General features: G+C 55.5%; 11 protein-coding genes. 4 read left to right on the forward strand and 7 right to left on the reverse strand.

Annotation, left to right across the window (positions count from 1 at the left end; all coding sequences use genetic code 11):
• The first annotated feature begins 104 nt into the window (after window positions 1-104).
• The 3 genes from Pla100_RS30935 (at window position 105) to Pla100_RS18585 (ending at window position 3,911) form a co-directional block, all read left to right on the forward strand.
• Window positions 105-956, forward strand: a complete 852-nt coding sequence (locus Pla100_RS30935) for a DUF952 domain-containing protein (RefSeq protein WP_197168062.1) — start codon at window positions 105-107, stop codon at window positions 954-956.
• On the forward strand, window positions 953-2,272 hold the full coding sequence (locus tag Pla100_RS18580; protein ID WP_146579189.1) for an APC family permease: 1,320 nt from the start codon (window positions 953-955) through the stop codon (window positions 2,270-2,272). Before Pla100_RS30935 ends, Pla100_RS18580 begins: the two co-directional genes overlap by 4 nt.
• Before the next feature lie 523 nt (window positions 2,273-2,795).
• Window positions 2,796-3,911, forward strand: a complete 1,116-nt coding sequence (locus Pla100_RS18585) for a DUF1570 domain-containing protein (RefSeq protein WP_390620627.1) — start codon at window positions 2,796-2,798, stop codon at window positions 3,909-3,911.
• Between the two features lie 3 nt (window positions 3,912-3,914).
• On the opposite strand, the gene Pla100_RS18590 is transcribed toward Pla100_RS18585, so the two are convergent.
• The 3 genes from Pla100_RS18590 to Pla100_RS18595 form a co-directional block, all read right to left on the reverse strand.
• A complete protein-coding gene (locus Pla100_RS18590) occupies window positions 3,915-5,441 on the reverse strand; it encodes a hypothetical protein (protein WP_231603241.1) in 1,527 nt (508 codons plus the stop codon).
• Window positions 5,419-5,556: a hypothetical protein gene (locus Pla100_RS31705; RefSeq protein WP_231603203.1), complete on the reverse strand. Its 138-nt coding sequence runs from the start codon at window positions 5,554-5,556 to the stop codon at window positions 5,419-5,421. Before Pla100_RS31705 ends, Pla100_RS18590 begins: the two co-directional genes overlap by 23 nt.
• 89 nt (window positions 5,557-5,645) lie before the next feature.
• Complete coding sequence (locus Pla100_RS18595) at window positions 5,646-7,598, reverse strand: multiheme c-type cytochrome (RefSeq protein ID WP_231603204.1); 1,953 nt, start codon at window positions 7,596-7,598, stop codon at window positions 5,646-5,648.
• 409 nt (window positions 7,599-8,007) lie between these two features.
• Between Pla100_RS18595 and Pla100_RS18600 the strand changes: the two genes are divergently transcribed.
• The gene (locus Pla100_RS18600; RefSeq protein WP_231603205.1) at window positions 8,008-8,445 is read left to right on the forward strand and encodes a hypothetical protein; all 438 of its coding nucleotides are present in this window, start codon (window positions 8,008-8,010) and stop codon (window positions 8,443-8,445) included.
• A gap of 26 nt (window positions 8,446-8,471) precedes the next feature.
• On the opposite strand, the gene Pla100_RS18605 is transcribed toward Pla100_RS18600, so the two are convergent.
• From Pla100_RS18605 to Pla100_RS18620, 4 genes are all read right to left on the reverse strand, one after another.
• Entirely contained in the window at window positions 8,472-9,065 is a 594-nt protein-coding gene (locus Pla100_RS18605) for a DNA-3-methyladenine glycosylase I (RefSeq protein WP_146579191.1), read from the reverse strand.
• Between the two features lie 6 nt (window positions 9,066-9,071).
• Entirely contained in the window at window positions 9,072-11,396 is a 2,325-nt protein-coding gene (locus Pla100_RS18610; protein ID WP_146579192.1) for a multiheme c-type cytochrome, read from the reverse strand.
• Between the two features lie 33 nt (window positions 11,397-11,429).
• Complete coding sequence (locus tag Pla100_RS18615; protein WP_146579193.1) at window positions 11,430-12,719, reverse strand: DUF1573 domain-containing protein; 1,290 nt, start codon at window positions 12,717-12,719, stop codon at window positions 11,430-11,432.
• Window positions 12,720-12,811: 92 nt separating this feature from the next.
• On the reverse strand, window positions 12,812-13,471 hold the full coding sequence (locus Pla100_RS18620) for a metallophosphoesterase family protein (protein WP_146579194.1): 660 nt from the start codon (window positions 13,469-13,471) through the stop codon (window positions 12,812-12,814).
• Between the last annotated feature and the right edge of the window lie 51 nt (window positions 13,472-13,522).

The following is a 13,522-nucleotide window of genomic DNA, read 5'->3' on the forward strand; positions in this document are numbered from 1 at the left end:
TGTGTCAGCGTCTTGAGTAGCGGGAGTCGCAAGACTTCCGATTTAACTGGTGGAATCTGAATTCTTGCGAATCCAGCTACGATAGTCAGAGTTAGAAAGAACGCATGAACTCCACTTCCATCTGCAAGATCGTTTCTCGAGAACAACTCAACGCGGCAATCGCGAGCGGGCGGTTCGACGGATCAACGCACGATCAGGCTGACGGTTTTCTTCATTTTTCCACGCCGAGCCAACTCGCCGGCACGCTCGCGGCTCATTATGCCGACGCGCAGGAACTGTGGTTATTGCGGTGCGACGTAGTTGGATTCGGAGACGAACTCCGTTGGGAGGCGTCACGCGGGGGAGAACTGTTTCCGCATCTCTATGCGGACTTGGAGATGCAACGAGTCACATCCATCCAGCCGATCCGTTTGTCGCATTCTGGTGCGGCACATCCGCTTTCGATTCGGCGGCGGATTCTCTATCTACATGGATGGCAAAGTGTTGTCGGTGGCGTCAAGCCATCGAGCTTGCGAGCGGCCGGCCACGAAGTCATCGAACCGGAACTCGACGACGATGACTTTGAATCGGCATGGCAATCCGCGCAAGAAGCCTACGATCGACATCGGCCGGAACTCGTTGTCGGGTCTTCCCGCGGAGGCGCGTTAGCGGTCAACCTGAACTTGCCGGCTCGCGTTCCTCGAATCGTCCTCTGTCCGGCTTGGAAGAAGTGGGGCGTCGCCACCCGCGTACCGGTCAACACGTTGGTATTGCATTCCAGCCAAGACGATGTGATCGCGTTTGCCGATTCAATGATGTTGATAAAGAATAGTGAGATTCCGATGTCTCATTTGATCGAAACCGGCTCGGACCATCGCCTGGCGACACCGGATGCGATTGACCAGCTCAACGCCGCATGTATCGAATTTCCTGATCGGATGTTTCGCCCGTGGTCTTCGATCGAGTTGATCGAATGACCGAAACCGAACCATCTCGCGAGCGTCCACTGAACCAACTATCGTTGGTGGCAATCGTTGTCGCGAGCATGATCGGGGCGGGCGTTTTCACAACGAGCGGCTTTGCGGTTGCCGACTTGCGAAGTCCGCACTGGGTCATGGCGGCATGGTGCATCGGCGGCCTTATCGCCTGCTGCGGGGCCGTTAGCTATGGACATTTGGCTAGGTTGCTGATCGATAACGGCGGCGAGTACTTATTCTTGACTCGCTTCGTCCATCCTGCGGTCGGGTTCATCGCCGGTTGGGTATCGTTTCTCGCCGGTTTTACCGGCGCAGGAGCGCTCGCCGCGATCGCTTTGGAAGGTTACGCGCTGCCGCCGGATCAACGACCAGACTGGCTGCCTACGGGATCGATTGCCATGGCAGCGGTCTTGATCGGGACCTTGGCACACGCATTTCATACCCAACGGGGAGCTGGCACTCACAACTTGCTCGTGTTCGGCAAGTTGATTTTGGTCGGCTTGTTCATCGTGATCGCGTTATCGTCGTTGCGAAGTTGGACCGGATCGATCGGTCGGTTCGATGAACAACCCACGCCGACGGTCTTTGCGTTGGCAACGTCAGTGATGTGGATCTCGCTAAGCTATTGCGGATTCAACGCGGCGATCTATGTCGCGGCCGAAGCTGAGGGCGGTTGGACGGTGGTCGCCGGTTCAATGATCAAGAGCACCGTCGGAGTCACGATCATCTATTTGTTGCTCAACGCGATCTTCCTCTACGGCCCACCAGTCGATGCGATCGCCGGGGAGCAAAATATCGCGGTGATCGCGGCTCGCTCGATCAGTGGTGAGCCGCTGGCGATGTTGGTTCGTGTGGCGATTTGTTTGGCACTCGCGTCGAGCGTTTCGTCAACGATCATGGCCGGGCCAAGAGTATACGCAAAGATGGCTCAAGACGGCGTCTTTCCCGCTTGGTTCGAGTCATCCGTCTCGCCGCCGACTCGATCGGTGTGGTTGCAAGGCATTGCGATGGCGATGGTCGTTTCCGTCTCGCAATTGCAGGACCTGCTCGGGTATCTCGGATTAACGTTGTCGTTATGTTCAGCCGCCACGGTGGCGATACTGGTCACGCGATCGCACGGCGATTTTCGAATCGGTCGTATCGGATCGATCGCGGCGTGGATTTATGTTTTGGCGACGTGCGTGATTGCGGGTTTGGCCGCGTGGCACCGCCCTGGGCAAGCCACCGCAACCATCATGACGCTCGTTTCCGGCGGACTCGTTTACTGGATCATCGTTCAGGTCCGCCAACGTCGTCAGCCGAATGAGCTACAATAGCGGAAGTCCTGATTTTCGGTTTTCGCTAATTCAGTTATCGCCGCATTCGGTTTTCACTCGTTTGCCGGCGTGTTGATTTAGTGCGTTCGTCATTTTTTGTGAGCCGATGGCGCTAGCGGCGTGTTGATTTAATCGTAACCCGAAGCGTGAGCGAGGGATTAAACGCCATTAATTCCTTTGTATGTATCCCTCGCTCACGCTTCGGGTTACGATGCAAACTAAATCAACAGCCCGCTAGCCACGGGTTCCGAATGGTGGCTTATTTGCCGTAAAGCCTGCGTCTAGCGGTCTGTTGATTTAATCGTAACCCGAAGCGTGAGCGAGGGATTAAACGCCATTAAGTCCTTTGTATGTATCCCTCGCTCACGCTTCGGGTTTCGATGAGGACTAAATCAACAGCCCGCTAGCGCCGTCGGCTCACTAAATCAACACGCCGTTGCGCGTTGGGCCTGTATGTTTGCGGCGTAGCCGCCTTAAAGAAACTCGATTGCAATCACAATCATTAAAGCGTCTGTTGACAAAAATGCCCCGTCGATCGTTCCCATTCAGTTGCCTGGTCATCAGCGCCATGATCGGATTGCTCGGAAGCGTCGTATTAACTACGACACCGAGGTTACTCGCCGACCAAGTCGTCTTTCGCAGTTTGCGCGAAGGGCAACCGATCGGGCCAAAGCGATCCGTCAACGGTGAGGTCTTGGTCGAAGCCGCCGACGGGGGTCTGTTGTTACGTGGCGATGACGGACGAATTTGGTTGATTCAGCCTGACGAGATTCTTAACCGTGAACCTGGACCGCCGCCCCCTCCGGTCGATCAAGAAACGATCACGCGACGGATGCTCGAAGAGTTCCCAGAGGGTTTTGAAGCCTTTCAAACGGCACACTATGTGTTGCTGTATCAGGGCGACGACGCTTATGCTCGGGACGTCGCGACGCTATTTGAAGCTTTGCACCGAGCGTTCTTTGCCTATTGGAAGAATCAGCGGGTCGACATCGACGAACCGACCTACCCTCTTGTCGCATTGGTGCTCGCCGATCGTTCTTCATTCTTACAACATGCTGGACAAGAGATCGGTGAAACGGCAGCGAATGTGATCGGTTACTACCATTTGGAAAGCAACCGGATGACGACGTTTCGTGTCGGGAACATCGAACGCAACATCGCCACAATCATTCACGAAGCGACCCATCAACTCGCTTACAATTGTGGTTTACAAACCCGGTTCGCTGACAACCCGATGTGGCTCAGCGAGGGATTGGCGATGTTCTTCGAATCGCCCGATTTGAGTAACCCGCGTGGATGGCGGGGTGTCGGTCGTGTCAACCAAGTCAATCTGAATCGATGGCGACGATACCTGCCAAGTCGCCCTGATGACTCGTTGCTGACATTGCTATCCGATGACACGCGATTTCGGTCCTCGGCCACAGCCGAGGCGGCCTATGGCGAATCCTGGGCGTTGACCTATTTTTTGATCCGGACGATGAAGCAGGAATACATCGACTATCTCAAGAGACTCGGTGAATCCAAACCCTTGCGGGAGTATTCCGGTCGAGAACGAATCGAAATCATGGAATCGGCAATGGGCATGACGATCGGCGAGTTGGATGCCAAGTTCGTCGCCTACATGCGGCGAGTTCGATGATCGTCAGAACTTCCAACGGTATTCCATTCGCGTTCCATAAACGTTGTCGAGTTCGCCACGCCAACCGTGCATGACGTCGAAACGAAGCAAACGAGCGTTCGAAATCGGGAATTGATACCGAGCGCCGACACCATATTGGTCCCCTTTGACCTGCGGGTTCAAGTCGCCATGTTCGGTCAGGTAGGAAACCTCGAGCAGTAGTTGTCGGTCCAGATCACGACCGAGCAAATCGACGCCCAAGGAACCACCCGTGGTGTCGAATCCGTTGGGGTCGAGCGTTGCAAAACCGTTGATTCCATCGGTGTCAAAGTTGATGCCGGTGTTTCGAAGGATTCCCCCACTGCCGCCTGCTCGGGCGACCGATTGCGGACGTCCCCATCCGTAGAACATGTTCAGGTAGGGCACGACCGTCAGCGGTGCCGCCGTGATCAAGCTATTTTCCCAGAGGAAGATGCCGCCGTCGGCGGTTCGATCGTCCTTGGCGAGATCCTGACCCGCGTTGATGATCACTCGCAACGAATTGCTGATGCGATCGAAGTACCGTCGCGTGTAACTGATCGTCATGTTGTGATAGCTTCGCTCGGATTGATTGCGATCGCGAAGATATGCATAGCCTGCCTCGATGTATCCGTCGTATGCCTCGATGAACCACGCGTTGCCGAACGCTTGTGCGGCGTGCTGGTCATTACCAAACGCGTTGCTGTTGAGCTGGTCGACGATGGCGAAGAATGTCGTATCGAAGTTAGACCAATTCAATAGCCGGCTGTGTTTGGCCGGGATTGCGAACGCGGCTCCCGTCACGGCGTCTTCCATCCAGATTCCGTTTTGGAACAGCAACGGGATCAATCCGGCCGTGAATGGCATTTCGGCCGGAGAGGACTTGTTGTGAAAACCGCCCCACATGGCGCCCAAATCGCCTTCGAAGAATCCGGTGACCAAGTTCGGGTTGAAGACCTGTTGATAGTTCAGCTCTCCGTTTTCGAGTCGAACGCCGGTCACGTCACCGCCACGAGCTAAGGGCCCGACGAAAGCATGGAAACGCTCGCTGTCGGTCAGTCGTAAGTCCAGATCCAGGTTCAGAATCGTGCCCAAGTTATCCGTTCGTCCGGCGGCATTGCGGCCGCCGATGATACCGGTTCGCTGATCACCGTAGACATAAAATTGAGGCCGAACCATATTCATCGGCCCGAACCAATCGCGACCTCGGGGGGTGATTCCACCGCCGTAGAACTCTCGACCCCACTCAACCCAGGGGCTCTGTGTTTTGACGTATTGCTTAGAGTCATAAACCCACTGCGCCGCAAGCGGGTCGTGATACTCCGACATCGGCGGCAAGGGAGTCGGCGAGAAATCATCGATCGTGTGGGCCAACGAAGTATTGGCTAACGATGGCATGCCGGCGGATTGGGAGAACGCCAGCGGCGATTGATCGACGAACGCATTGCTTTCCCACGACGGAAAGCCATACGAGACGGGCTGCGCCGTCCAAGAAGGTCCGCCGATAAAATCAGTTGACGGTGGCGTCTGCATCGGTAACGACGACGGTGTTGCCGTGGAAGTAGGCATCGCCTCCATCGAATCGACCGGCGGTAAACGTCGTGGACGAAGCGGTGCTTGTGCTGTGACGATCGATGTGATCAAACACGACGTGGCAACCGTAACAAGGCAAACTACGTAGATGATCCTGAACTGACGCTGCAACACGCGAACAGGTTTGCGATAATCACTCATCGGTTAACGCACCTCGAACGTGTGGGTGTCGCGACAAATATCGATCATGTTTTCGTTCATGCGACGGATCATGTCGGGAGTCGCCTTGACCAGTCGCATGAAGTACATCGGCTCGGTTCGACTGCGCATTCGGACGGATAAGCGATAGGTTCCGGGGATTCGCATGGCGGACGCGGGGACGGTGTACTTGGCCATCCGATGATCCAAGGGGGCAATGCTATGCGCTTCCATGCGGATCAAGGGCGGATGGTTCAACACGCTCACCGGCACCGCACCGGGTCGTAGGAACGGAATTTGGTCGACACTGATATTGACCGGTAACGCGACTTCGCGGTCGGTACCTCGGACGTTGCTGATTAAGAATTTAGTTTGAAGGTTGAACAGGTCTTTGTCTCGGGGAACGCGTCCCAAGGCGACGTCGATACTGTGCATATCGGCCAAGTCGGCGTTCGTGTCCAAGTAGCCGGATTCCCATACCCGCCGGCCGGTCGGATCGATCAAGACTGTGTTGAGCCAAAGCTGGGGTTGAGCCCCAAGCGATCCGGTGGGCAAGTTGTGCCCGTCGCTAACATTGTCGACCCGATAGGCGAACTTCAATGGCGTTCCCGCCCGAGGCGTATTCATGAAAATCGGCTTACTCACTTTTGCGCCGGCCTCCAAAGTCATTGCCGACATGCCACGCTTGTACTGCGCCTTTTCAATGTTTTCGTCAATGATTCGTCTCGCTTCGATCCGGTCGTCGCGTTCGGTCCAAGGTTCGGGAAACCGAAACCCCGGTGGGACGGAATCCTCGAACGCCTTCGTACCCCATCCGGCGCGGTCGTCAAACGTCAGCCACTGGCGCGGCGAATACTTGCGAGCCTTGGGATTGTGAGGAAAAATTCCGGGATGGGCGATCGAATATCCCGGCCCCCAAAACGTGTGATTGGAATGTTTGCGCGGCGTCCCGTACGGTTTGCCTCCGAGTTCGGCGCAGTGGCACTCCTCGTAACCGAGGTCCTTGCCGGGAACCGCGCCCATGTGGCAATCCTGACACGAGACGCCTCGCTTGGCGGCTGGTCCGGCGCGGTATTGCCCGTGCACGACCTCCAACCAAATTCCAGGATGGACCGCGACTTGGTGGCATGAAGCGCAGATGTCGGATTTAGTCAATGGTTCAAAGAAGTAAGAACCGTTGTGAATCTTTTGCCCGGTCCCGGTTTGGTCCACGTGCGTTTTGAGTTTGTACTTTTCCGCCTGCATAAGGGCTTCTTGCAAACCGTGCCCGTATCCACCGCTGCCGACGGGCGCGTGAATGTCACCTGGCTCGATCCGGCGGTCTCCGTTGGAGCGACCGTAGTGCTCGTTGATCCGGTGGCAGGCAATGCAGGTAACGCCTTCGCGTGCGATCGCGGGTTGGTCGAGCATGCTGACCGTTCGAGGGATGTTCATCTGCGTGCCGACGGGGGAATGACATCGCAAACAGAACACGCCGACCGTACCCATGGATAGTTCCGAGATCGTTTGCTCGAAACGATTGAACATCGGCGATACCGACGAGTAGGCGTGGCTGCTAACGCTCCATTCTTCGTAATGCTTGGGATGACAGGCGCGACAAGACTCTGCCGACGGGTAACAACCTTCGGTCCACAGACCGATATGCGGGTCGTCGGGATTGGGTTTCGAGGCACCACCGCCGGGGTCGGGAGGCGAGATCGGTTTGGTCGGGCCGATCGAACTTAGCGGATCGGCATCGCCTCCTCCCAACAACGAATTGCCTCCTAGGAGATCGGTACCGAGAAGATCGGAACCACCCAATACATCATTCGAAGGCGCGCCGGGGCCAGAATCAGGGTCCGCCGCTGTGATGCGTTGGCGTGTTTCGGACGCATGAAGCAGGATCAAACCCAAAAACAACAGAAAGCAGACTACCTTTCGGCTTCCCGCTTGAGCGGTGATCGTGGAGATAGAACGCATGAAACTTTTGACCGGAGGCGTGAAACCGAATGACGCAAACGCAACGGAGGTACCGCATTGAGGGCGTGATGAACCCCGGTTCATTGATCGGATCGTTAGAGGTGGAATCGACAGTACAAGCACGATTCCCCAAAAGGCTTGTTCAATCCGAATAGATTGACATGGCGATTCGCTGAACCGTTGTGATCGGAGTCGTTGCCGAAGTAGCTACCGAATCATTCATTAAAAATCAAAAAAAATCAGACTTCGGGATTCGATATGACCTACTTATTGCATTGGGCAACATTTGGTCGAAACGTTGCCGAACTTGGTCGAAAGGTTGCCGATGTCTCAATCGAACGCTTCTCACATTCAACACGGTGCTAATGAGAGTGAGTTTTTCCGCTGTCCGATCGCTGTTGAACGCTCGATGGCTGTCATTAAAATCGGCCGAAGCCCGATCAAAACACAGGTGCACGAAGCCTCGATTGATGGCTTCACGGTGCTGGTCGATTCCTCCGATGCGAGCCGATTGGTTCTCGGGAAGCCTTGGATTCTTTTACATGACAACGCAAAAATAGAAGTCCATGCGCAATGGTTTTTTCACGCCGATGACGGCAACGTGCAAATCGGACTACGACGACTACGCGACTTGACCAAACCACCTGTTATTGGCGGATGGTTTCCGAGTTTTTTCGCGACGCCTCGTGAAGACGGATCGAGTGGATCATTGTTGTTCGTCGGCGCGAGTTTAATCGTAATGGCGAGTCTCGCGATGCCCGGCGTCGGTGACGCTTTGGGAACTTCAGGCAAAATTCAACAGGCGTTCGGTGCAATCTACCACGGGATCTGTGGTTACTTCGATTAAGCCCTTCCAAGCGATATCCAACGCAGTCAGCGGTTGGTCGAACGGAAATCGCAATCGGCCAAATGATCGTTGACCATGCCCATCGCTTGCATGAACGCATAGCACGTCGTCGGACCGACAAACTTCCAGCCTCGTTTCTTGAGTTCTCGGCTCATCCGCGTCGACTCATCGGTAATCGCCGGAAGATCCGCAAGTCGTCCAGGGACAGGCGACTCATCAGGCAGGTATCGTGAAAAGAAGTTCAAAAGCGAACCTTCATCACGTCGCATTTCGATCGCCCGCGAGGCGTTATGAAGCGTCGCTGCGATTTTGCCGCGATGGCGAATGATCCCAGAATCTTTGACTAAACGGTTGACTTGACGTTGGTCCCACTGAGCGATCTCGTCAAAACGGAAGTCGGCAAACGCGCGGCGGAAACCCTCACGACGTTTTAGAATCGTCAACCACGACAACCCGCATTGGAATCCTTCGAGACAAATCTTTTCGAACAGTCGGTGATCGTCACTGACCGGGACGCCCCATTCGAGATCGTGGTAGCTCTGATAAAGCGGATCTCCGACACACCAGCGGCAGCGTTTTCGTCCGTCATCACCGGTGATCAAGTCTTCGTCGATGAGCACGTCGGATCAATCGAGTCCGTAGTGTTCGACTTGGGACCAATAGTCATCGAACGCGCCTTCCTCATGGAAGTCGGGGCTATTGTCCAAGTCGTGACACTCCATGCATTTTTCTCGCGCGTCAGCGAGAGGCAATTGCATGGCCTTTCGAAGTTCGTCGCGAACGGCATCGGTGACTTTCTCGTCACCGCTTTCGGCCGCTGCGTGGGCGGAGCCTGGACCGTGACAGTTTTCACATCCGTTGCCGTGCAAGTGCGAGTCGGCCTGCAAGTCCAAGTAACCCGTCTTGTAAGGGTAGTAATTTTGTGGATTCCAACCCGTTACGTGACAACTAATGCATTCGGGATCGAAATGACGCGGCACGTCGCTACGTTCGCCCGGATGCACCAAATGTTCGGTCGCATCGAAATGGGGCGAGCCTTGCCAGATCGCGAACGCAGTAGCATGGCATTCGCCGCACGTCTCGGACCCCACGAACTCCCGCCCCGACGGATGCGGGATCGGGCGGAGTCCGAGGTTTGCCAATCCTAAGTCCCGGAGTTGAAACTGATATTCAGCCATCAGTTGGCGCATTTTGGGAGCATCTTCAAAGTCGTGAGTCAGCGGCACGCGGGCGTACTTCAATGGTTCGTTTTCATAGAGGCCGACTAAACCGACATACATGCCTTTGTTGCCCGTCAAGATCATCTTCGTCGCGGTGCCTTCGATGTCGTCGGGTTGATAGGTCGGTTCGCCATAGCCACCCGCGACGACGACGAGGTCGAATCCAGGTACGGCGCGAACGAGTTCCTTGGCGGCTTTGTCTTCGCCATAGTACGTCAGTACGGTGAAGTCTGGTTGCTCGGCCTGAATCTGGGTGATGACTTGTTTGGCCGATTCGATCGGATTTCCCAAGATGATTTCTTCGCTGATCTGCGATTCAAGTGATTCGGGATCGAGAATGCTCGTAATGGCGACTTTCATGCCCGATCGATCGATCATCTGATAACTCGGCATCAACGATGGGTCGATCAGGACTACGTTCGCGGAGGCATAAATCATGTCTTCGGGTTTTTCGGCAGCGGCTTCTTGGATTAGATCGCCGACGCTAATGCGGACGTCATCCGGGCCGAATCCGACCGCAACGTAACCCATCGCGCGTAGCGCCTCGAGTGATCGGTGGAACTTGATCTCCGCTTGGCGTCCAAAACGGCGAATCAGATTTCCGGCGTCGATCGGCAACAGTTCCCAACCGGCGTCTCGCAATTGATTGGCGAACGTCATCCGGCGAGCAACACCGCCTTTTTGTTTATCCAGCCCCGTGCAGCCGCAAGGTTCGATGTAACCGTTCTGTTGACCGGTAATGAACAAAGTCACATTCGGCTTGGCCCACGACTTGTAATCAACCGGACCATCCGCTGTCAGACCGTCGGCGACAACTCCTCCGGCAGTCCCGAGAGTACCTAAGACCGGGCCGCCGACGAACGGAATGGGGATGGTGGTTTCGCCATCGGTAACGACGAGCGGTGTTTGCCGCAAAGGATTGTTCAACTCGGCCGGTGTTTCGCCTATCACGGTCATCTCAGGCGAGACCGGCGTGGCCAGACCGGACGAATCCAGCAGACCTTCGCTAGTCGAGTTCTTAATCGGAGTGATCGGAAGCCCCCCAGGAACGACCGGGGCCACCGCCACGACGTCCGAGCGACTCCGTAAAGTGATTGGTGGTTTGCGAGCGGACTGCATTTCCGCGATTGCTCGTTCAGGCATTCCCAAAGGCGTCGGCACGACCTCCGCGACAATTTCTTTCTGGGGAACGGGCGTGGGAACGACTTCGGCTTTTTCCCAATCCGAAGCCGAAGGTTCGACCGCTGCGTCTTCGTCCAAATTGATCTCATCGAGATCGATCGCCCCATCGAACTTTCCGGTCGCTGCGGGCATCACGGGTATTTCTGTTTCTGCGGATTCATCCTCGTCTGCAGGCTCATCGACCTGGGCAGTTTCTTCGACTTCATCGTCAGAGTGGGCGGCGATTAATCGTACCGCATCGAATCCCAATGACGGGGCCGAATGCTCCGAGTGCCCACGAAAAGCCAAGGAAATTCGACGCTCAACGTCGGCAGGCGACTTCGCCAAGGCCGCATGAGGGGTTGATTCGGGCACCGGCCCGTCGACGGATCGGTCGACCCGCCCGAACGCGGTCACCGCTGCCTTACCCGTCCCCGCCGGCCCGAGCCGTTCGCATCCGGTCAAGAACAGACCCATTATTCCGAGCATCCAAACTGATGCCATCGGAGTGAACTTCATGACGATGGCTGGGTGCATGACTTGCAGACGGTTCGGATGCAACGAAAACATAGGTTCCCTCGGGGCGGCGCGACGCTGGATAGTCTAACGCGCCGACAGCGAAAATTTCAGCCTCAATTTTAGAGGAGGCACTTTTGGATTGTTCGACTCAATGACCACATAACCATAGTCTTCATTGTTCATCCCCAGTCGCTCCACCTTTTCGGTTCCCGGCTTGAGCGTCAACGTTAAACCGTACAGCGCCATCTGTCCGCGTCCGATCGGTTTGGCAAGCGTGGCTTCGACAAGTTCGGCCGGGCTGATCTCGCCGATCGACAATTCCGTCGCATCCTTCTGTTGACCTTTTAACGAGACGAATGATTTAGCCGTCAGTTCATCCTCGGGACCGACTTTGCCAAAATCAAAGACGTACCCACCCCCACTGACGCCGCGAAGTTTTGAATTGGGCAACATGCTCAGTGCGCCGACAATGCGTCCGGTGACTGGGATGAAGACACGCTTATTTTCCGACTTGGCGGCATCGGTCACGTCTGCGGCGACAGAATCGTCCTTGTCGACTGTCGCATTGGCAGCCTCTTCATTTGCTTTGGCGGGCATCAATTCAACGGAGATATTTTGGTTGACGGGACCCTGTTTGAGTCCCGGCCGGATTTTAGCGGTAACTAGAAATCCTTGTCTGGCCGCCTCATTGACTCCATCGGCCGCAGATGGCTCAAACTCCTCAACCGCCAATTCCGCCAAACCGTTGACTTCGTCGTCAAGGAATTTGGCTTCGCCTGCGTTGACCTTTTCATCAAGAAAGCTGAAAACGCGGACCTCAAAATTCACGTCTTCGCCGGCCGCGACTTCCCCGAACGTTACCTCTTCGGGCGACAACTGAACCTCACGCACGACTTTCCCTTTGATTTCAAAGCGAATGGCGACGTTACTGGGATCGTTGGTCCGCAACTCAGCCGATTGGCCGAATGAGCTTTCGTTGGTTTTGACCGTCCAGCTCATTTTCACTTCGGTCTGCTCGCCAGGGGGCAAGGAGTCTTTTCCGAGTTCGCCGACAGTGCACTTGCAAGTCGAGGCCCCGACGCGGAGCGACAGGTCGGCGCTTCCGACGTTCTTGACAATGAAGATGTGTTCGCCTTCTTCACCGGGTTCCATCACGCCGAAATCGTGAGTCGTGCCGCCGACGACTTCAACCTTCGGATAAGTCGTGCCCCAATCTTTGCTGATCGTCGCGACGGCGGTTTTGGCGGTAACTTCGCCGCGATAGTCGATCGGCCCCAAGAAAGGTTCGTATCGGCCGTATCGATCATTATTGATGCTCAAACCGACCGCCGCGCCGATCGCGGCAAAGACCAAACAAGCCAAAAACGTCTTCATGAATGCGTACCTGGGCAGAGCTGATGGGCGAAAAAAAACGAAGAATAATCTGAGGTTATCTCGCTACGTCGATCGACCCGTCCGGGTTCGCCTCAGGCCACCAACTCGCCGTCCGGCTTCGCTTGCCAGACTCGCTTGGAAGGAAAATCCATCGCCGTCAACACACCGCCGCCGTAGCAATTTGTATCCAAGCAAATCAAATGTCCGATGTCCAGGATACTTCCGTCGTCACTAGCGGTGTGGCCGACGACGGCCGTCTTACCGCTAAAATGCGGATCAGGAATGCCTGCCCTTAATGAGTGCCAGCGTAGCAACTCGATCGGTTGTTGCTCGAGTTCAAGTTGCGGGTCGTAGGCGGCGTGCGTGAAAAAATAGTTGTCGTGAACGAAAAAATCGCCGAGCGAATCGAAAAACTCTCGATGTTCCGCCGGCAGGAAGTTCAAATCGCCGTCAAAATCGTAACTTTCGAGCGTTTCAACGCCTCCATAGCGTAACCAACCGTGGTGCGACTGTTCCCCTTGGATGACATTGAGCATCATCTCCTCGTGGTTGCCGATTAAAGCTACCAATTGTGTTTTTCGGCCCCACTGGATTAACAGGTCAATAACCCCCTTGGAGTCGGGGCCTCGGTCGATGTAATCTCCCAAAGTGACAATGATGTCATCCGCATCAGGTTGGATTTCGTTCAACAGGGTTTGCAAAGCGGCTCGATAGCCGTGTATATCGCCGATGGCGATCAAACGTCCGCTCAATCTGGTTGACTCCTTGTGAATGTTTTGGCGCTCTTGCGACGAACGCTCACG

Origin of the sequence: Neorhodopirellula pilleata (assembly GCF_007859915.1) — a bacterium.
In the GTDB taxonomy this organism is placed as follows: domain Bacteria; phylum Planctomycetota; class Planctomycetia; order Pirellulales; family Pirellulaceae; genus Rhodopirellula; species Rhodopirellula pilleata.